The following is a 21524-nucleotide window of genomic DNA, read 5'->3' as shown; positions in this document are numbered from 1 at the left end:
AGCTTATAGAACCTATTACTACTCATTTTTTATCATTTGCTCATTGACATATTATCTGCCCTAATCCACCATTAACTCCACGTACAAGCACAGCGGTGCCAGGTTTTATTTTATAGGATTGGTTAATTAAATGGTGAGCTATCATGCCTTTGAGTAATACTATGGGTACAATTTCATCCGGTATTTCATCTGGAATCTTTATCAAATATTTCTGGTGTATAACACGTTTCTCACAATATGGCCCTGTTGGAGCTGTGCAGTACCCAACCCTATCTCCAATCTGTAAGTCATTGCTTATTTTCTTACCAAGCTTTTCGACAACTTCCACTGCTTCCACTCCAAGCGCTAACGGACGTACTAAGCTTCTTCATCCTTTGGCTCACTTATACCTACTATTAACAAATTCTAATACTTTTATTTCTCTAGTTCTTTTAATTTGTACAGCTTTAACCATAGTGAACATCAAGAAAAAATTTTTGATTATGTTATCTAATAACCAATATTTTCTAAAATTATTTAGAAATGTATACTGTAAGATATGCATTAGTAGTTGGTAGCATAAAGTTAAACGTTGATATATAAAAAAGGTAATGCATGTACTAATTAATTTAGTCTATTGACAGAGTTTTTGAAACGTATCAAAACCAACATAGAGGATCGGGGCAGAGAGATTTGAACTCCCGACCCTTTGGTCCCAAACCAAATGCGCTACCAGACTGCGCCATGCCCCGATTTCTTTATTCAGAATATCAATAACTAGATAAAATGCAAGGTTGATTTACTTACCAAAAAGCATTTGCTTTGTAAAAATATACTTCATTATAATAGTTTGCATCTTTTGACTCTTCTTAATAAGAAAATAACTACTCTTATTTTTAATACTCTCGTGAACTACCCAATTAAAGTGGTGTATCGATAATTTCCTATTATTCTTTATTTAACATAAATTGAATTCTCTTTTTAGAGTTGAGAATTCTAAGCTCTACTCTTAATTGTTCTATTTTTGTGTTAAAATCATAACCTTATTCATATTTTTTACCTTTTTTACATTAGTGCCAACAGTTTTTCTAGTGATGTAGTCTACAACTCCTCTTTGTTAACCTGTTATTGTATTAGTTTCTGATTTATATTTATTTGTTTATTTTTTTCTTTCCGTTGTTTTTTCTGCCTTTTACTTATCCATGGTAAATGTTAAAATTAGCTTTTATGGATTTTACTTTCTTTTCCAATCTTTTTACAGTGGAATTTGCTTTGGTTGAATAATTGATCTTTCTTGTGCTAATATATAGCTAGCTTACGTCCTTTATCACAGAGATTTTAGCATATATAGGCTCTTGTTGTATTGCATATTTTCTAATTGGGATAATCTCTACTTAAACAAATTGTTATTTCTTTTAGAAGGATCTATTTCTTTGTGGATGTGCTTATTCTTCTTTGAGAAATTTATTCCTTCATAAATATATTTGTCATTTTATTTTTGATCTCTTGTTTTGTAGCAGGGTTTACTTGAGTAGCATATATACGTGGTGAGTCGATTGATTTTTCTCTAAGCTCTTTGGCTACTAGAGTATAGCAGCTGCTTAGTTGATTATCATTTTCAAAACCATCTTGTTTTAGCATGAATATGTTTATTGTCTGCAAATTGGATCTCAGTATTTTTGGCAGGTATTCCTTTCTTTTTAACAGATGAAAATAGTTTGTCTAATGCATTAAAGAGATTTAGAATAAATTTTAATAATTCTTTTGTTGTTCTATTTGGTGGCTCGGGTTGGTAAGTTATCTTTGGTACTATCATTTATACCTTACTGTATTGTCTTCTTGGAAAGAAGCTACCTTATAATGATTAACTTTTTCTTAAATTTTATGATATTTTGTCTAGAATAGTTGAGATAATGTTAAAATTACGGAGTTGTTAAGTATCTTTATAAAGTTTTATAAATTTTGCTCTTGCCTCTACATTAGGTATGGGTGTTTTTTCATTTATATCTTTTGAATTTGTTGTCATATTTAATATCTTTAAATAGAATGTTGTAGCATTTTGAAATCTGAAAGCTTGTCTAGAGTAATAGCTAAATTATAGACATAAAAAATATTATCTCGGTTAAGAGAAATTATAGCTATCATATATTTCTTGATGTGTGTATGATTTTCCTTCTTTATATAGATCAGATCTAGATTTTCTAATAGGAGAGTACAGTTTTTGTGTATATCATACAATTTCAGCATTTTTTCACTTAACGCTAGATCGTTGTTATATTGAGACTGTTATCAAAAATTCTTTATTAGAGTAATAAATGTTTTCTAGTCCGATTAAAGCATTTTATGATAAAGAAATTTTGTAGTGGCCTGGTAAGGAAAAAGGAATAGATGCTTCGTCATCTCCGGACTTAAAGGAGCTTTTTGCTCTTTATAAGGTAGAGTATGTGCTGAAATTATTACTAGAATTTTGTGTAATTTTGATATTAAGTTTATCATTTTTCTTTCAATAATTTCAAAATCTTTATGTTTTTGCTTTTATATACTTAGCAATATTATTAAAGGCTTCTTATATCTTTACAGGTTTCTTTTTCAGTATAGGTAATAGAAAAACTCAATAAGATCATTGAACAGGCTAATATATAGATAAATATGGCTTTGTAGTGTTGGACTCCAATTTTGTACGTACGTAAACTAGTGAGCTTTACTTTTCTAAACTATGTGTACCATATCGTAAGTTTGTAAATGTTAATTTAGCTATCTTATATGATGATAAAGATATTATTAAGGTTTACACTTTTATAGCACGTAAAGTATTAATTAGGCTTGTAATCTATCACTACTGTGTTTGTAAATTTATCATAGAATGTTTATTTATATTAATTAAGTAGCATAAACTAAAATGAAATTAGCTCAATTATAAAGATGTAGAAGATTGTGTTATGGTAGTGTAGATGAAGCAGAAAATGAAAGTAATCCAAATCATCTAATGATGTATAGATGAATATGCGTAGATAAAGTCAGGGAAGGATATCAAAAAGTTGAGTATTTCTGCTATAGTATTCCTTATGAAACCTATATGATTTACTTTAACATTTACTTCAGTATCCATAATCCTACTTTTGTAATATAACTGTATACTTATAAAAACATGTTATTGAATAACTATGAATATGCTAATTTCGGTAGTATCGATCACTTGTGCTGCTCTATTATTTAGATTAACATTAAATCATTTTAATATCAGGGAAGTTATGTCAACACCAATTACAGTTGCATATGGCGACGGTATCGGGCCAGAAATTATGGAAGCGGTGCTGTTGATATTGTGTGAAGCAGGAGCAAAGATCTCGGTGGATGTTATTGAAATAGGAAAACTTGTTTATGATAAGAAATGGTCTAACGGAATTTCTCCAAGTGGCTGGAAATCTATTGAAAGGACAAAGGTGTTACTTAAGTCTCCGATAACAACTCCTCAAGGTAAGGGACACAGAAGTTTAAATGTTGCACTTAGAAAAAATCTTGGACTATACGCGAACATCAGACCGTGCATTTCGTATCATCCTATTATAGAAAATAAATTTGGTAAGTTTGACACCGTTATAATACGCGAAAATGAGGAAGACGTTTATATGGGGATAGAGCATAGACTTACTGGTAATTCTTTCCAATGCACTAAAATTATTACTAGATCCGGTTCAGAGAGGATATGCAGATATGCTTTTGAATATGCAAAAAAGCATAATAGAAAAAAAGTGACTTGCTTAACTAAAGATAACATAATGAAAATGACTGATGGCACTTTCCGCGCAGCATTTAATCGCATTGCAGAGAAGTACCAAGATATAAAGGCAGAACATTATGTAGTTGATATTGGAATGGCGCGTGTTGCCACTGAACCTGGGAATTTTGATGTTATAGTAACTGGGAACTTGTATGGAGATATATTATCAGATATAATGGCCCAAATTTTAGGTTCTATTGGGTTAGTTGGTGGTAGTAATATAGGTAGTGAATACGCAATGTTTGAAGCGGTTCACGGCTCTGCTCCTGATATTGCAGGAAAGAACTTAGCTAATCCTTCTGGGCTTTTAAATGCTGCGGTATATATGTTAATTTACGTAAATCAAGTAGATGCTGCAAAACTAATTTATAATGCATGGTTAAAGACTTTGGAAGATGGAATACATACTGCTGATTTGTATAAGGAGAAGAGCAAACGGAAAGTTGGTACAAAAGAATTTGCAGAGGCTGTTGTAAATAATTTGGGGAAAAAGCCTAAGATATTGCCTGAATTTATAATCAGTAGTAATTTAGGTGATAGTAAAGTGAGTATACGATATGACTATGAGCAGAACTACAAAGTGAGAAAATTAGTTGGTAGCGATGTAACGCTTGCCTGGAATAAATCAGCAGATTTTGATCAACTAGTTAAGTTATTTGAGTCAAGCAATCTAAAGGTTATAACAATATATTCAAAAGGGCTTGCAATTTGGCCAGGAAGTTCAAAGTCTTCAAGCGATCAAGTAACCTGTAGGTTTATTGTAAATAATGAGAAGAAAACTGTTACAAACAACGATGTAAATGACTTACTAATCAAACTCGAAGAAAACAGTTTTGACGTGGTAAGAATGGATAAGTTGTATTTATATGATAGGAAAGAAGGTTTTTTTGTTTAGTGATTATTAACCACTTGCGTATACTGTTTAAGTGTACTACACTTAAGTACCCTAGTGTTTGTATAGGATAGATATAGTAGTAAGTTGATATTTTTAAGTTAAATTAGCTAGAGGTTGATGGTGTGGTTTTTTGTTTTAATGTATTAGGAATAAAAGCTCGGTAAGTTGTAGGTGAAGGCTATCAAGTTTTTGTTAGTTTCTAGGGGTAATATAAAATACTGGTGTTATAAATTATCCTGATAAAGGAGGGGAAGGGTAGATTTGGTTAAATTTATAAATCTTATTGAGAGTTGGAAAAATGTATTAGCCTTTTGTAGAGTTTCGTAAAGTCCTTGTGTTAAAGTTAGTGTTAATGCTGAAAGTGAAGGACATTTAGCAACGTGTCAGTTTCATTATAGGAAAGAGATATTTAAGAAATTAAGTATTACTGGAAGAGGTAGTTGCAAGAAATCACACAGAATTAATGTCTATGTTGAAAAGTAAAGACCTCTGATTTAGGAAGGACTTGAGAAATGTAGTTGACTTATCGTTAGAATGGAGAAAGTTTCGCAAGATCTAGGATTGCGTTATTTCGAGGAAGTAATAAAGGTTAAAAGGTTAGTATAAAAACTAAATCAGTACCAAGCAAAGAAGCTAGGCATGCAATTATTTAACATATTAATTCTCTTAGAAAAAGGTAAGAGTGTAATTAAGGTAGAAAAGTATTAGGTATTAAAACTCGTAAAACGGAATCTTTGCTATTTATTCAGACTTTAGTGTTTTACCTTTAGCTCTATTAACTATTACAAGTATTACTATTTTTATGGTAGATGGTAGCGTTTAATATCATTTATTAATTAAGCTTCTGATTTGTTTATGAAAAAGTGTAAGAATTGTGTAGTTTCTACAATGCATTCAAGAATAAAATGAGCTATTAGCTAGGCAGCGAACTTTATTACTAGTAGATTAACTGTAGATATAAGTATACTTATTTCTTTGTTTGTATTGGCAGTAATAATTGAAATTCTGGTTTCTTGTTTTCTCGAAAAGATAGAGTTTAAAAGAAACTGATCTATTGAAATAGTATGCGATTCACATCGATATTAATATCGATTATATTTATTGTTAAAAAGTTTTTTTGTGGAGGTGACTAGTAAGTTAGCTGGAAGGTTTCGATGAAGTAAACATTGTTCCTATCTAGTGTTAACACTAAACAGCAGTTTAGATTTTAGGTAATTGAATTTATATGGTAAACAATGTAGCATAAGCTTTTAGCTCTATGAATGGATCCGAAAAAAGTAAAATTGGTATTTGAAAGATTTAGCCAATCAAACCCTACACCGAAAGTAGAGCTAAATTATACTAATCACTTTACGTTGCTGACTGCGATAATTTTATCAGCACGGACAGCTGATAGGAGTGTTAACAAAGTTACAGAAGAACTGTTTAGTATTGCTGATTCGCCAGAGAAAATACTAAATCTTGGGCAGAGTGAACTAAAGAAACACATAAGTAGCATCGGTTTATATAATTCTAAAGCAAAAAACATAATTAAGCTCAGCAAAATATTGATTGAGCGGTACAATAGTAAAGTTCCTGTAAATTTTAATGATTTGCTATCTTTACCAGGAGTAGGAAGAAAGAGCGCTAATGTGTTCTTAAATTCGGGGCTTGGCATTCCGACATTAGCAGTTGACACTCACGTTTTTAGAGTAAGTAATAGAATTGGGCTTGTGAAAGAAAAAGATGTGTTTAAAACAGAGCAGTCTCTTTTAAATATAGTTCCAAAGAAATGTCTGTTCTATGCTCATCATTGGCTAGTTTTGCATGGTAGATATACTTGTAAAGCACAAAAACCATTGTGTGATGCGTGCATAATTCATGATTTGTGCGAATTTGATGGCAAAAGGTGTAAGAAGGTCTAGTATCTTTTCTTTTGTCATTTTAGTATAACCTTAGAAATATTATAATTTAAATCATGTTCGAAAAGTATCATCTCAAGCAGTCAGACACTAATATCCAGAGAACTTGATTTTAACCAAGTAGCTACATAATAAAGACTAGGTTCTAGATCACGTACTGGAATAACACTGCTTATTACAAAAATAAATGTTTTATACATGGATTGCTTTATATTTAGAAAATTTGCTAAGTAAGAAAAATTAAAGAAATTGTGTAGATAATTGCCCCAGCTCTCTAATTCTGTAAATTGGTATTTTATATTGTTTTAAACGACTTATAAGTGCGCTTCAACCTGAAAACCTAGGAGCAAAGTTAATAAAGATACAAGCTACATGTAGCATAAAAAATTATGCATGAAACGCTAGCTACTTGATACTTTTATCATTTGACATGTACAGATTGAAGATAACTGAATATTTTTACTACTTTGACAAGGGAAATGATAAAATTTATTAAGTAATTTTTGTATCTAATTTATTTCGTAACTACATATTCCTATACAACTTCTACTAAATTGTGCTCTCTTTTCAATTAAATGACGAAAATGTCTTATTAATCCTTGAACTGGCCAAGCTGCAGCATCACCAAATGCGCAAATTGTATGCCCTTCTATTTGAGTTGTAAGATCGAGTAACTTATCTATTTCACCGGGCTTAATTTCTCCTGTTACCATCCTTTTCATGATTCTCCATATCCATCCGGTGCCTTCGCGACATGGTGTACATTGCCCACACGATTCGTGCATATAGAAGTGTGATAACCTTTCTATTGCAGCTATTACGTCAGTCGATTTATCCATCACTATTACAGCGGCAGTACCAAGTCCTGATTGTACGGCTCTTAGTGAATCGAAATCCATTTCAATAGTGTCGCATATAAACTTTGGAATTAACGGCATTGAAGATCCACCAGGTATCACAGCAAGTAAATTATTCCAGCCTCCTTGCACTCCACCTGCATATCTTTCAATTAATTCACGTAGTGGGATTCCAAGCTCTTCTTCAACATTGCACGGGTTATTTACATGTCCTGAAATACTAAAGATCTTAGTGCCAGTATTATTGGGTTTGCCAAGGGACATAAACCATTCTCCTCCGCGACGCAAAATGTCTGGAACCATAGCTATAGTTTCAACGTTGTTTATTGTAGTTGGGCAACCAAAAAGTCCAATATCTGCAGGAAATGGAGGCTTTATACGAGGAAAGCCTTTTTTCCCTTCGATTGATTCAAGTTGAGCTGTTTCTTCTCCGCATATGTAAGCTCCTGCACCCCTATGGATAAATATATCAAGATCATAACCTGATTTGCAGGCATTTTCCCCAATCAGACCTTCTTTGTAGGCTTCCTCAAGTGCTTTTTTTAAAACTAAATACTCGTTGTAAAATTCACCTCTGATATAAATATATGCAGCTGATGCGTTGATCGCTTTGCCAGCAAAGAGAATTCCTTCAAGTAATTTGTGTGGCTCATACCTTAATATACCTCTGTCTTTACATGTACCAGGTTCTGATTCATCTGCATTGACTACTAGATATACCGGTTGTCCTTTTGAAGGATTTTTTGGCATAAAACTCCACTTAAGGCCAGTAAAGAATCCTGCACCTCCTCGCCCTCTTAAGCCAGATTTTTTTACCTCATCAATAATCTTTTCAGATCCTAAATCTAATATTTCTTTTGTTTTTTGCCAACTACCACGTTTTTTTGCGTCTTTGAGCAGTGGGGTTTCTTTACCATTTAAGTTCGTAAATATTTTATCTTGTTCCTTCAACATGACTATTTAAGACTCCAAGTGGACAATAATGCTAAAAACGAAACCACTCGTATTTGCTTGTTAATTTGATAAAACTAACCGTATAGAATGCATTTTGTTATTACTAATTTATTTGAGGATACACACCATGTTAAAATTTACAATAAAAATTAAAGTAAGTATGTTAAATGAGATTTAATTGAGTTAGTAGAAGATTTTTTGTTGTCGCTTGTTTCAACTAAATTTTCTAACTCTACGATTTCTTGTTTCAGCTACTACACAACTCGCTTGATAAGTTTTGATAGAAAGAAGAAGATGTCATGAAAGCATCCAAGAAAATAGGAAAAGCTATTGTAAAAAAACTTAAAAAGTGAAAGGGTACTACTGTTTCAAAAGAGACTGCTATACAAGTACCAAGTACCTACTACAGTAAGGATTTTAGAAGAGAACAAAAAAAGGACCTTCAGAAAATATTTTTAACATAGAAACAGCTATAAAATGGCAATTCTCCTCTATTGCAATAGACACTGATATCAATATCGAAACCTAACACAGTGAGAGAATGTGTGTCTGTTCGATAATGTTGCTCAAAGGTAAACAGGGGCTTTCAATAATCTTTTTGCTTTTGTAGTTGTTTTAACTTTTGCGCTATAGGTTAATACTTTTAATTTATGTATATAGAGTGATATGTAGAGAATGGAATATCTAGGAAAGTAGTTATTTTAGTATCGAATTTGTTACTAAGTGTTATGTTCTTAGCGAATATAATTCAAATTTTTAATAAGAGTGGAAATTGTGTTAGAGCTAATGATTAAGATATAAAAGTGCTGTTTAATCGTTGTAGTGATTCACTAAGAATTAGAGTACTTATAAGGTTAATGTTAATTATACTGATGATATAATACTGCTGTCTACTCTATTCTTTAACCTTAGAACAACCAATGCTTAGCGTGTTGACTACTTTAAAAGTTTCTTAGCTGGACGTCCAACTGTGGAAGTTGAATCATACATTATAAGCATTGGGATGTAATAAGACTGTTAATACATGTTTATATACTTTTAAGTTGAAAGGTAAAAAAGAGTTATGTGCTTGTTACATATTAATTTGCAGGTGAGACAAAAAGGTAAATGGCTAATATTATCACACCATTCTTCATTACTATTGAAATCTTCCACTTTTTCCGAGGAAGTTGAACCAGCAACTAATAGTTCAAAATAAGGCTAGTCTAATATAGATAGGCATTTGTGGGTAGAGATTATTTTGTAATTTTTCTTTGCTAAATTGACTAAATATGTCTTAGACTCGTTTAAGTAATTCTGTTTTTATGAAGAGAATTCTCCTGCTATTTGGTAGCTACCTGGATATTCAATTTTATGCTTCTCTCAGGGAAATATTTTTTTGCCATCTAGCTTTATAAGCTCTATATAAAATTTTCTTGATTGAATTTTCATAAAGGCTTTATAGAATTTCCTTTTTAAGACTAAGTAGGTATAGTGGTATATTTCTTGTTTCCAAAACTAATTCTCCTCGGTTTTTTACTTTTTTAGCAAAATAAATGGTATATCATTGCTGACTTTCACTTACATAAAAACTAAAGACCATATATTTCTGATCTGAATAAAAAAAAAGAAGTGTTTATAGTTCTGAACTTCTAGTAGTTTTTTTGTACACTTACTGTTTAAGCCTAAAGATAATATGTTATATTGGTTTTACCATTGGATAAAGGAGAGATTAAACTAGATTTAATTAGGAGAAAATTTTAGAGCAAAGATAACTACCTCGAACATACTAACTATTAGCTCAGTATCATCTTTCAGATTCTTCAACGTTATATACCCTCTACTATCAGGTATGAGATGTAAACGATATCCTTTCCATTTAGTGGAAACCCAGGTGTAGGCACAGATTTATCGCTGTTTGTTAAATATTTTTACATCACTCTCATTCTTGATTTGTAATAATTATTTTATATATAGACCTATAGTCACTGTCTTTTTCTTCAGTAATATGTATGTTATCTTTATATTTAAATGTTCTTGCTAATTAATTTATTATATATTATGTCTGGAATAAGATAATTAATTTTTTCTCCAGTCTTTTGCTAGAAAAATGGTCGAATGAGTTAACGACTCCCTTTTTATAATGTATCAAATAAATGAAATGATGGTCTGATACATTGCTTAAATTGATTGTAACTAATGTATCATTCTCTTTTGTAATATTTTCTTTTAACTTGCTTTCTAGACCTTGTTTGCATGTACACTTGGATACAATAGGCCGGTGCTTACTAGCATTGTTTTTTATGCCCGTATAAAGCAGCTTTAGCAAAATAAGGCAAAAACAACTAAAGAAGTGATATTAGTTTTAACTAGTTGCTTCATTTGTTTTATATCTGTTCTATTTGGACTTTAATTATAGGTCTTTTTAGTAAATATTCCTTTAGGATGCTAAATATTGAGCTCTCAATCTTACTTCTTATTTTTTTTGTCGACTGTAAACTAAACGCTGATTCAACCGCTTTTATGATTCTCTGTATGATAGCTGCATCTTCTGTTGCTTCAAAAATGCCAGGTGTAAACACTTTTGGCTTAGCAAGTAATTTATTTTTTCTGTTAACAACTGCTGTTACTACAATGGCTCCTGCATCCCTCATCCTCTTACGCATTTTTATGACATTACTCTCTGGATAACGTAGTAATATGCCATCAATACCGAAATAATCAACATCAATTGAATCAACTTTTTCCCCGTTCTCTAAGTTAATAATATCGCCTGGTGCAATCATTATTGCTTTTTCCACACCACACTCTTTTGCAAATTTTACATGTGCATGAGTGTGAATATACTCACCATGAACTGGAATAGATATTTTAGGCTTTATCAAAGAATACATCTCCTTTAGTTCTGCTTTCATTGGATGCCCAGAAGCATGAATATTCTCTGTTTTTTCGGTGACAACTTCCACTCCCATCTCAATAAAAGCATTGAGCATATTATGTGTACGAGTTTCATTTCCAGGGATGATTTTTGATGAAAGGATCATTGTGTCACCTTGTTGCATTTTAAATGAATGATGCTTATTGTAGGCAAGTTTTGAAGTTGCTGACATTGGCTCACCTTGGCAGCCGGTACAAATTAATAGTAACTTTTCCCTTGGCGAATCTACCACATCTTTTGCTTCGAAGAACTGAACAGAATCGATTAAATGACCACTGTTTTGTGCAACTTTTACTATTCTCCATAAAGATCTACCAAGCAAAACCACTTTTCTATTCAGTACCTTTGCAGCCTGGCTTATTGTTTCGATTCGCGCCACATTTGAAGCGAAGAGTGACACGATTACTAACCTTTTAGACCGTCTTATTATGTTATAGATATTATTGTAAATTTCACCTTCTGACTTAGGATCATGTCTACTTAATATGTTTGTTGAATCACAAATTGCTGCAAGTAGGTTACCTTTATCGCCAATCTCTTTTAAACGAACTATGTTAGAGGTTAGCCCAACAACAGGTTTTGGATCAAATTTCCAATCGCTAGTATGGAATGCACTACCCACATTAGTGCTAATTAGTATTGAGTGTGCTTCAGGAATTGAATGAGTTATATTTATAAACTCAACGGTGAAAGGACCTAAATTTATGCTACCATTTATATTTACTTCTTTCACAGGTACAATACTTTTTAATTGAAACTCCTTTAGTTTCTCTTTGAGGAAGTTAACTGTAAAATTTGTTGCATATATAGGACATTGTAGTTCTTTCCATAAATAAGGCACTGCTCCGCAGTGATCTTCATGTGCATGTGTAATTATTATTCCGAGTAAATCCTTTTTTCTTTGGGAAATAAAGCTTACGTCAGCAATGAGTAGCTCGATGCCTGGCATGGTTTCGTCAGCAAAACCAATACCAAGATCAATCATAATCCACTTACCTTGGCAATGATATAGGCTAACGTTCATTCCAATCCTGCCTACTCCTCCAAGTGGAAGAAATAGAAATTCATTTTTATTTATATTCATTAATTTTGAATTGTTAAAATGTGAAGATACCAAAACTTCAGTTCTAAATAAAGGAGTTTGTTATTTTTATATAACTAGCAGAAAATTTGAAAGTTTTTTGCCCTTTTATTTTTACTGAAAACTCATGCTCATCTGTAAGATTAATGGTATATTCACTTTAACTTTAAAAAATTATTTTTAGACATAGTTAACACCTTGACTTTGCTTAGTTAGTATTTCAAATTGTAAAAAATAAATGGTTCTATGACAACGACTTTATTAAAAAATAAAAAGGGGTTAATAACTGGAATAACAAACAAGAGATCAATAGCTTATGGCATAGCAAAAACTCTCTTAGAGCATGGAGCAGAACTTGCAATCACATATCAAAATGAAACTGTAAAAGAGAGACTATTGCCGATAGCAACTGAGCTAAATGTGGAGTTAGTACTGAGTTGTGATGTTGCAAATGAAGGAACTATAGATGATGTTTTCGGAGTAATAGAAAAAAAATGGAGTACTCTTGATTTTTTGGTACATGCGATTGCATTTTCTGATAAAAGTGAATTGAGTAATAGGTATGTTAATACCTCACTAAGCAACTTTCTTAATGCGATGCATATATCGTGCTATTCTTTTACTGCTTTAGCACAAAGGGCTGAAAAAATGATGCCAAATGTTGGTAGTCTACTTACTTTGTCTTACTATGGTGCTGAAAAGGTTATACCGAATTACAATGTTATGGGTTTATGTAAAGCAGCACTTGAAGCAAGTGTAAAGTATCTAGCATGTGACTTAGGACCACAAAATATTAGGGTAAACGCTATTTCTGCTGGTCCAATCAGAACTTTAGCATCTTCTGGAATAAGTGATTTCTGTTTCATATCAAAATGGAATAGAAACAATTCTCCACTGAGACGTAATACCACAATAGAGGATATTGGAAAAGCGGCATTGTACTTGCTAAGTGACTTAAGTAGTGGCACCACTGGAGAAATTCTGCACGTTGACTCAGGATATAATGTAGTAGGAATGAAGGTAATTGATTCGAATATAATTCAAAGTTAAGATAGGAAAAAAGCTTTTTGAAAATTGATAATATCATCTATAATCACTTGTATAAGTCTTAAATGCTTTTATGCTCAAGAAATTAATTCGGTATTGGTTCTTTATAGAATTGATTAAAGGATTTATTGTTACATTGAAATACATGTTTAAACCAAAGGTTACGCTAAAGTATCCTATGGAGAAGGGCCATCTAAGCCCAAGGTTTCGCGGCGAACACGCGTTGCGTAGGTATCCAAATGGTAAAGAAAGATGCATAGCTTGCAAGTTGTGTGAAGTCATCTGTCCTGCTCAAGCAATAGTTATTGAAGCTGAGGAAAAGGAAGATGGCAGTCGTTGCACTACGCGTTATGATATTGATATGACAAAATGTATATATTGTGGGCTTTGTCAAGAGGCATGTCCAGTTGATGCAATTGTTGAGGGTCCTAATTTTGAATTCGCAACAGAAACAAAAAAGGAGCTAATATATAATAAAGAGAAATTATTATGTAATGGTGAAACTTGGGAAAAGGCAATTGAACTTAGGTTAAAAAAGAATAGACCCTATTGCTAAAACTGATGATAAAAGTTACCTTTTCAGCTGGACAAAAAATAGAAAAATATGGTAGTAAAATTACTATTTTTGATATATTACAACTAGGTCTTTTAGGAGAAGCTATTGCCTTAAGGATAAATGGTGAGTTATATGACTTATCACATGCAATTGAATCTGACGTGGAAATAGAGATAATACAATTCAGTGATGAAGTGGCTTTAGATATAATAAGACATGATGCCGCTCACATAATGGCTCAAGCGGTGAAAGAGCTCTTTCCTAATACTCAAGTTGCTATTGGTCCAACAATTAAGGATGGTTTCTACTATGATTTTGCTATAGGTCGTACCTTTACTACTGGTGATCTTGCCACAATAGAAAAAAAAATGGAAGGAATTATAAAAAGTAACTACAGATTTGTCAGAGAAGTTTGGACTCGTAAGCAAGCAATTGATTTTTTCAATAATATAGGCGAAAAATATAAGATTGATATTATTTCTTGCATACCAGAAAGTGAGGATCTAACTGTCTATAGACAAGGCGATTTTGTTGACTTATGTCGTGGTCCACACTCTCCTTCAACTGGCATGGTTAAAGCGTTCAAACTTATGAAAGTTGCAGGAGCATACTGGTGTGGTGATTCTAATAGTCCAATATTGCAACGAATATATGGCACTGCGTGGAGAAATAAGGATGAATTGAATGCTTATCTTGGACGTCTAGAAGAAGCAGAAAAACGTGACCATCGCAAAATTGCTAAGGATATGGACTTGTTTCACATTCAAGAGGAAGCTGTAGGACAAATTTTTTGGCATGAGCAGGGCTATATCTTGTATAGCATTCTTGAATCTTATATGAGAAAAAAATTAATAGATAATGGTTATTTTGAAGTAAAAACTCCTATTTTAGTAAACAAGGAGCTGTGGGAGAAGTCTGGGCATTGGAGTAAGTTTCGTGAAAATATGTTTATTGTTAGTGAACTTGAGAATGAAAAGCTAGCAATAAAACCAATGAATTGTCCTTGTCACGTGCAGATTTTCAACTCTCATACTAGAAGCTATCGTGATTTACCAATACGTATGGCAGAATTTGGTACGTGTCATAGGAATGAAAGCTCAGGTTCATTGCATGGGCTGATGCGAGTACGTGGCTTTACACAAGATGATGCGCACATTTTTTGTATGGAAGAGCAAGTCAATTCTGAAACTATAAAATTTTGTGGTCTTTTGAAAGAAGTATACTCAGAGCTTGGATTCAATGAAATTTCTGTAAAATTCTCAGACCGTCCAGACATTAGAGCAGGAAGTGATGAAGTATGGAATAGAGCTGAAAGAGCGCTGTTTGATGCTGTCGAAAAAACAGGTTTAAGTTATGAACTTAACTCAGGTGAAGGTGCATTTTATGGACCAAAGTTAGAGTTTATTCTAAAAGATGCAATAGGTAGGAACTGGCAGTGTGGAACGCTACAAATTGATTTCATTTTGCCAGAACGTCTTGGAGCTTTTTATATAGGAGCAGATGGGCAAAAACATCATCCTATTATACTACACAGAGCAATTTTTGGAACTTTTGAACGTTTTATTGGAGTTCTAATAGAACATTATGCAGGACAATTTCCATTGTGGCTTGCCCCAACACAACTTGCTATTCTAACTGTTACAAATGAAGTTGACAGCTATGCTATAGAAATTAGCGACGTTTTAAAAAAGCAAGGTGTTAGGGTTAAAGTCAATTTAACTAGTGAAAAAATTAGTCATAAAATACGCTTGCATAGTTTAAACAAGGTTCCTATATTATGGATAGTTGGTAAAAATGAAGTTGCAAGTAAAACTGTGTCAGTGAGGAATTTAGGATCAGAAAGACAGGAATCTTTTTCTTATGAGAAAGCTGCTGAACTTTTATTAAAAGATATTAATTTGAGTTAAGGGTTAAAGTTTGCAAATCAAAAAAAACAGAATTAATAAATCTATTACAGCTAAGGAGGTACGTCTAGTTGATCAAAATGGTAATATGGTTGGAGTTGTGGCAATAGAGCAGGCTTTAGAGTCTGCGCAGAATGTCGATTTAGATCTAGTGGAAATTGTGCCTGATTTGACTCCTCCAGTATGTAAAATTTTGGACTACAGTAAACAAAAATATGATGCAAAAAAGAAAGCAAGTGAAGCAAAAAAGAAACAAAAAATATTAACTATAAAAGAGATTAAGCTAGGCCCTAATATTGGTGATCACGACTATGAAACAAAATTACGTCAAGCAAGAGACTTCCTTAGACATGGACACAGGATTAAAATTACAATGAAGTTTAGAGGTAGAGAGCTCATAAACACTGAAATTGGGTTGGAGAAATTAGAACGGTTGATTAAAGACACCGAAGATATTGCAAAGGTAGAATTAGCTCCTAAACAGGAAGGGAATCAATATTTTTTAGCTCTGATTGCCAAATAGCAAAACTTGTCTATTAGAAAATCGTTTGCTAGTTCTTGCTTAATTAGTAAAATATTTTCATTTTCTAATGGAACCATAGAAATTAGCACAGCACTGTAACTAGGTGTATATGGAGGTTGGAGTGTGGGTTAAGATATGGAAAACATTATTAGAAGGAAAAATTTCACCAATCAATTTTTTTGTCTTTATCTTTGATTTGAAGTACAGATATCAGACTAATTAATGCACAGGCAGTAAGATAAATACCTGCGGCAAATTTTGTTTTAGCTTTTTCTATAAGCCATATGCATACAGATGGAGAAATACCACCGAAAACCCCTGCAGATATGTTGTGAGCTAAACTAAAGCCAGTACATCTAATCTTTGTTGGGAATAATTCACAAACGAGAGAATTGCATATTCCAAAGGATGCACCTACCGGTATGCTTATTAATAGGAAAGTAAGCATTATAATGCAATGGTTATCGTATGATAATAGCTGAAGGACTGGTAAACTGGCACAAGCTAAAATTATTAATGTGGGAATCATCACATTTTTTCTTCCAATTTTGTCAGATAATATTGCAAGCAGTACTGCAGACAACCCGAATATAATTTCAACTATGATCCTTACTACATTTTTAATATCGATGCCTGATAGGATAAGTTCTTTTACAGATATATTGTAAAACATGATTGCTGAATAAATGATTGCATTCTGAGCAATGCCAACTCCAATTGCTATTGCAAATACTCTTTTATACTCCTTGAGCAATTCTAGAAATGGTGAGTGAAACAAGTTTTTATTTCGACTGTGTATTTTGTAGGCTAAGCTTTCCTCTATTATGTATCTTGTTAGAAAGCCTATTATGCCCATAACAGAGCAGAAGTAGAAGAGTAACTTCCAACCCCAAATTTCATAATTTTCACCTGTAAGTTTTTTGCAAACAGCTATCATTACAAAGCATGTAATAGAACCAAGCGCGCCACTGAAAGCTTTCATGCTGCCTAAAAAACCTAGATTTTTTTTATCGCTTGAGTGCTCTATTAAAAAAGCTGAATTGATACTTGTTTCTCCGCCTGTTGCCATTCCTTGTATTATTCTACAAACCAGAAGTAATATAGGGGAAAATATTCCTATTTTTTTTGCACTTGGTATTACTGCAATTGCAGTGGATGATATTGAAGCTAATATTACAGAAGCTAGCAAAACTTTCCTCCTGCCATATTTATCTCCAATGTAGCCAAAAATAAATGCGCCAAGCGGCCTAAATCCAAACCCAATTGCAAAGCTGCTAAGAAATTTGATTTTTTTTACGTGCTCATTTTCTGATGAAAAGAGAACATCACTTATTGTATATGACAAGACTCCAAATAGAGTTAATTCATACCATACAATTATATTGCAGATTATACCTGATAGTATTGCTTTTTGGATGTTATTCACGCTTTTTCAATTTAACATAATCTGGGGTGCTGTTAATCAATAACCTGCAAGAATAATTCATGTAAATGTCTACTTTTTACCTTAGAAGGAGCGCCCATTAGAACATCTTCACCTTGTTGGTTCATAGGAAAACAGATCACTTCACGAATGTTTGGCTCATCAGCGAGCAGCATAACCATTCTGTCAACTCCCGGTGCTATTCCACCATGAGGTGGTACTCCAAATCTGAATGCACGCACGAGTGCACTAAATTTTGTGTCGACTTCTTCTTTACTATAGCCTGAAATGGCAAAAGCTTTATACATAATATCTAGTTTGTTATTGCGAATTGCTCCGCTTGATAGTTCTATTCCATTACAAACGAGATCATATTGGTAAGCAAGAATGTACAGTGGATTTCTTTCCTCCAGATCTTTTAAGCCACCATGTGGCATAGAAAATGGGTTATGAAAAAAATTAATTTTTTTATTTTTATAATCATACACAAAATATGGAAAGTCAATAATCCAACAGAATTTGAAAACATTTTTATCTATAAGACCTAATTCTGATCCTAAAATGGTACGCACTTTTCCTGCAATTATTGCTGCTTCATTTTCTTTATCGGAAGTAAAAAATATACTATCTCCAGGCTTTACATTTGTTATTTCTCTTATATGATTTATCTTATTTTTATCAAAGAATTTGGCAATTGGTCCTTTTATAGTACCATCTTTATCAAACGTTATATATCCAAGACCTTTAGCTCCGAATTCTTTTTGCACATGCTCTATTTTTTTATCAAAAAAGCTCCGTGACTCCTTTGCTGTTTTGGGAGCGGGAATGGCTCTAACTACCATACCCTTCTCAATGTTGCTTTTGAAGATGTTGAACTTTGAATCACGGAAAACTTCTGTAACATCACTAATTGATAATGGATTACGTAGATCTGGTTTGTCAGAGCCATATTTGAGCATTGCTTCTTTATATGTAATGCGTGGAAAGTTCTTGTCGACTGACTTGCAAGAAAATTTAGTGAACACCTTGTATAAAGTAGTTTCGATGACTTGAAATATGTCTTCTTGAGTCACAAAAGACATTTCAAGATCTAGCTGATAAAATTCTCCAGAACGGTCAGATCTTGTGTCTTCATCACGGAAACATGGTGCAATTTGAAAATATTTATCGAATCCTGACACCATGAGCAGTTGTTTAAAAATTTGTGGAGCTTGTGGTAGTGCATAGAATTTACCAGGATTTAGTCTGCTTGGAACTAAATAATCGCGTGCTCCTTCAGGAGATGAAGCAGTGAGTATTGGAGTTTGAATTTCTAAAAAACCTTGTTCTATCATGAGTCTACGTAGTTCTGCAATGATTTGTGAGCGCAAAATGATGTTATTGCGAACTTTTTCCCGCCTTAAGTCAAGAAACCGATATTTAAGTCTCATATTTTCTCGGTATTCTTGTTTGCCAGAGATACTTGCTAATATGCTTTTTTCCTCTTTTGCTATTTCTTCGTCACAATGAAACTCAACTTTCGATTCAATGTGCAATTTACTAACTATAACCTCAATTTCTCCTGTGGAAATAGAGCTGTTTACTGTATCTTCAGTTCTAGCTTTGACTATTCCTGTAACAGTAATCACACTCTCTGATTTTAAATTTGATATTTCATTGAAAAAGTCTTTGTCATTGTTGAATACTAGCTGAGTAATTCCGTAGAAGTCTCTTAAGTCAACAAAGATGAGATTACCATGGTTACGTTTGTGGTATAGCCATCCAGAAAGAGTAACTTCTTTTTCTACATCATCCTTTCTTAATTCATTGCAGGTATGAGTTTTATAGCAGTTCATATTTGTTGTAGCGGTATTTTAAAGAAGTATAAGAATAAATATTGTCCCATACAAGCTCATTTACTTGGGTATTTGTATGATTTTTGAAATAAAGGAAAGTTCTGAAGTTTGATGGTGCTTTCTAATATCATCTTTCATACTACATTTCTGTACAAAAAATTGTGAAATTTCTATAGTTAAAGCATAATTACAGATGGCCCTTTAAATAAGCTGAGTACAAAAATGTCATTTGGACAAATCATTGTATGTAGCGTGGTATTACTTGCCATGGCTATAGTATTTCTTTTTTTTAGAAAAAAATATAGAGATTGGGTTAGGAAAATCCTATTTTCTAAAGAGGTTCTTAAAGAAGAATGCGAAGAAAATAGAAAATATAATGAATTATATCAAAAAAACAAGCGAAAAGAGCTGATGAAACGTCAAGAAATGTTACGTAAGAAGCAAAAGGATATACAGGTTTACAATGAGGATTCAAAGATACTTGATATAGTAAAACCAGTAGGTAAATGGACAAAAATGGTTGTAATTGGTAGTAATCTAATGCAGCATTTTGCTCTATTGATGCATAGAGAAGGTAGGCAGAAAGGATTTTGGGAACTGTTTATAAAAGCTCAGGCTTCAACCAGTGAGAAGCATAAAGGGAAAGGTAGATAATCCATGCTTGAATGTGAAGATTTATCCTGCGCTCGCAATAGCAGAATATTATTTAAAAATCTTAGTTTCAAAGCTGAGCCAAAATCAAAGATTTTAATTACTGGTCCAAATGGTAGTGGTAAAACCAGCTTAATTAGAAGCTTGTCTGGGCTCTTGCCACCAGTATTAGGTAGTATAAGATACTGTGGAAAAGATATATATAGTGACCTACAACCTTATGTATCTTCTATGGTCTATGTGGGACATAAAAACGCCTGTAAGAATAGCTTAACTGTTGCTCAAAACATAGAATTCTGGGCAGGAATACGGGATACTAGAGAATTAACTATGGCGGCTATTTATTGTTTACAGTTACAACCTGTACTTAATATTAGATACGGTGAACTTTCTGCAGGATGGAAAAAGAGAGTTGCTCTTGCTCGCCTTTTGATTTCTAATGCAAATATTTGGCTGATAGATGAGCCGTTTTGTAATCTTGATAGCACAACGTGTGAATTGGTACTAAATCTGATCTCAACACGTTCTGAACAAAATGGTATAGTAATTATTACAGGACACAATCCTACAAAGCAATTATGTGATTTTATAGCGATCAACATATGTAATTTTATAGCTGATTGATCTTACTGAGAAAAAGTAGAGAAAAAGCTTAAAATGTTTCTATAAAAAGAATGAAATGTTTGGAAATGCAATAGTGAAATATCTACGTTGGTTATATTGGAAAAAATTGCTTAGCGTGTTTTTATAGCTCTACCGTACTAATAGCGTCGGTATTTTAAAGTACAAAGTCTATCATATTTACTTATAGGTTTCTCAACTAAAAGCAAAATTTAGTAAAAAGTGTGTGTATCCTTCTTCAAGGTGTGTAGGTGTGTATGCATGCTTAATTTCTATTGTGTATATACTATATTTTGTTAAGTCCTTCTTTTTATAGACAGACTATTATGTCTACAATTTTGGATTACGCATGTTATTGGCTTAAGCCTAAAAAAACAAAATGACACCTTTGTTTTTTATCTTTAAATAGCTGAGATTATTATGAGGTTTTTGTATATTCTAGTAATCTTAGAATATTATTTAGAGCACTTAGAAGTGCTCATTGGCAGAACTCTTTAAAGAAACTGAAAAAGCTTTTCACAACAGAATTGTTGTGACAGTATCTTTTAACAACTACTGCCAAGTAAACAAGTTCTCAGTAAGCTCAGATTAAAGTCACT

At 32.7% G+C, this 21524-nt stretch carries 14 protein-coding genes and 1 tRNA gene; 8 read left to right on the top strand and 7 right to left on the bottom strand.

Annotated features, from left to right (window positions below):
- Positions 1-40 precede the first annotated feature (40 nt).
- From WOVOC_RS04565 to WOVOC_RS04680, 3 genes are all read right to left on the bottom strand, one after another.
- A complete protein-coding gene (locus tag WOVOC_RS04565) occupies positions 41-328 on the bottom strand; it encodes an MDR/zinc-dependent alcohol dehydrogenase-like family protein (RefSeq protein WP_155981152.1) in 288 nt (95 codons plus the stop codon).
- 329 nt (positions 329-657) lie between these two features.
- Positions 658-731 (bottom strand) — tRNA-Pro (locus tag WOVOC_RS03410).
- Between the two features lie 712 nt (positions 732-1443).
- On the bottom strand, positions 1444-1641 hold the full coding sequence (locus WOVOC_RS04680; protein ID WP_198642983.1) for a hypothetical protein: 198 nt from the start codon (positions 1639-1641) through the stop codon (positions 1444-1446).
- A gap of 1589 nt (positions 1642-3230) precedes the next feature.
- On the opposite strand from WOVOC_RS04680, the gene icd reads away from it, so the two are divergent.
- A complete protein-coding gene (gene icd / locus WOVOC_RS03385; protein ID WP_025264308.1) occupies positions 3231-4655 on the top strand; it encodes an isocitrate dehydrogenase in 1425 nt (474 codons plus the stop codon).
- A 1262-nt stretch (positions 4656-5917) separates the two neighbouring features.
- Positions 5918-6559, top strand: a complete 642-nt coding sequence (gene nth / locus WOVOC_RS03380) for an endonuclease III (RefSeq protein WP_025264307.1) — start codon at positions 5918-5920, stop codon at positions 6557-6559.
- A gap of 506 nt (positions 6560-7065) precedes the next feature.
- Here the strand turns inward: nth and nuoF are convergent.
- Together nuoF and WOVOC_RS03370 are read right to left on the bottom strand one after the other, a co-directional pair.
- Positions 7066-8367: an NADH-quinone oxidoreductase subunit NuoF gene (gene nuoF, locus WOVOC_RS03375; protein WP_025264306.1), complete on the bottom strand. Its 1302-nt coding sequence runs from the start codon at positions 8365-8367 to the stop codon at positions 7066-7068.
- Positions 8368-10733: 2366 nt separating this feature from the next.
- On the bottom strand, positions 10734-12368 hold the full coding sequence (locus tag WOVOC_RS03370) for a ribonuclease J (RefSeq protein ID WP_025264305.1): 1635 nt from the start codon (positions 12366-12368) through the stop codon (positions 10734-10736).
- A gap of 243 nt (positions 12369-12611) precedes the next feature.
- Between WOVOC_RS03370 and WOVOC_RS03365 the strand changes: the two genes are divergently transcribed.
- From WOVOC_RS03365 to infC, 4 genes are all read left to right on the top strand, one after another.
- Positions 12612-13415 (top strand): enoyl-ACP reductase FabI, encoded by an 804-nt coding sequence (locus WOVOC_RS03365; RefSeq protein ID WP_014868810.1) that lies wholly within the window; start codon positions 12612-12614, stop codon positions 13413-13415.
- 70 nt (positions 13416-13485) lie between these two features.
- Positions 13486-13968, top strand: a complete 483-nt coding sequence (nuoI, locus tag WOVOC_RS03360; protein WP_014868809.1) for an NADH-quinone oxidoreductase subunit NuoI — start codon at positions 13486-13488, stop codon at positions 13966-13968.
- Between the two features lie 5 nt (positions 13969-13973).
- The gene (thrS, locus tag WOVOC_RS03355; RefSeq protein WP_025264304.1) at positions 13974-15875 is read left to right on the top strand and encodes a threonine--tRNA ligase; all 1902 of its coding nucleotides are present in this window, start codon (positions 13974-13976) and stop codon (positions 15873-15875) included.
- A gap of 10 nt (positions 15876-15885) precedes the next feature.
- The gene (infC, locus tag WOVOC_RS03350) at positions 15886-16395 is read left to right on the top strand and encodes a translation initiation factor IF-3 (RefSeq protein ID WP_014868807.1); all 510 of its coding nucleotides are present in this window, start codon (positions 15886-15888) and stop codon (positions 16393-16395) included.
- Between the two features lie 163 nt (positions 16396-16558).
- On the opposite strand, the gene WOVOC_RS03345 is transcribed toward infC, so the two are convergent.
- Together WOVOC_RS03345 and aspS are read right to left on the bottom strand one after the other, a co-directional pair.
- Entirely contained in the window at positions 16559-17821 is a 1263-nt protein-coding gene (locus WOVOC_RS03345) for an MFS transporter (RefSeq protein ID WP_025264303.1), read from the bottom strand.
- Between the two features lie 32 nt (positions 17822-17853).
- On the bottom strand, positions 17854-19653 hold the full coding sequence (aspS, locus tag WOVOC_RS03340) for an aspartate--tRNA ligase (RefSeq protein WP_025264302.1): 1800 nt from the start codon (positions 19651-19653) through the stop codon (positions 17854-17856).
- Positions 19654-19875: 222 nt separating this feature from the next.
- On the opposite strand from aspS, the gene WOVOC_RS03335 reads away from it, so the two are divergent.
- Both WOVOC_RS03335 and ccmA read left to right on the top strand, forming a co-directional pair.
- Complete coding sequence (locus WOVOC_RS03335) at positions 19876-20307, top strand: hypothetical protein (protein WP_014868804.1); 432 nt, start codon at positions 19876-19878, stop codon at positions 20305-20307.
- A gap of 3 nt (positions 20308-20310) precedes the next feature.
- Positions 20311-20928 carry a heme ABC exporter ATP-binding protein CcmA gene (gene ccmA / locus WOVOC_RS03330; protein WP_014868803.1) on the top strand — a complete coding sequence of 206 codons (618 nt, stop codon included), beginning with the start codon at positions 20311-20313 and terminating at the stop codon, positions 20926-20928.
- Positions 20929-21524: the final 596 nt, after the last annotated feature.

This window comes from Wolbachia endosymbiont of Onchocerca volvulus str. Cameroon (assembly GCF_000530755.1).
Taxonomy (GTDB): domain Bacteria; phylum Pseudomonadota; class Alphaproteobacteria; order Rickettsiales; family Anaplasmataceae; genus Wolbachia.
Note: the sequence above shows the minus strand (reverse complement) of the source record. Positions and strands in the feature narration are given on the sequence as shown.

Bases quoted from the DNA above. Each gene is read 5' to 3' on its own strand.
- WOVOC_RS03370 (WP_025264305.1), bottom strand. From the start codon at position 12,368: ATGAATATAAATAAAAATGAATTTCTATTTCTTCCACTTGGAGGAGTA.
- nuoI (WP_014868809.1), top strand. From the start codon at position 13,486: ATGCTCAAGAAATTAATTCGGTATTGGTTCTTTATAGAATTGATTAAA.
- nth (WP_025264307.1), top strand. From the start codon at position 5,918: ATGGATCCGAAAAAAGTAAAATTGGTATTTGAAAGATTTAGCCAATCA.
- WOVOC_RS03365 (WP_014868810.1), top strand. From the start codon at position 12,612: ATGACAACGACTTTATTAAAAAATAAAAAGGGGTTAATAACTGGAATA.
- thrS (WP_025264304.1), top strand. From the start codon at position 13,974: ATGATAAAAGTTACCTTTTCAGCTGGACAAAAAATAGAAAAATATGGT.
- nuoF (WP_025264306.1), bottom strand. From the start codon at position 8,367: ATGTTGAAGGAACAAGATAAAATATTTACGAACTTAAATGGTAAAGAA.
- icd (WP_025264308.1), top strand. From the start codon at position 3,231: ATGTCAACACCAATTACAGTTGCATATGGCGACGGTATCGGGCCAGAA.
- aspS (WP_025264302.1), bottom strand. From the start codon at position 19,653: ATGAACTGCTATAAAACTCATACCTGCAATGAATTAAGAAAGGATGAT.
- ccmA (WP_014868803.1), top strand. From the start codon at position 20,311: ATGCTTGAATGTGAAGATTTATCCTGCGCTCGCAATAGCAGAATATTA.
- WOVOC_RS03335 (WP_014868804.1), top strand. From the start codon at position 19,876: ATGTCATTTGGACAAATCATTGTATGTAGCGTGGTATTACTTGCCATG.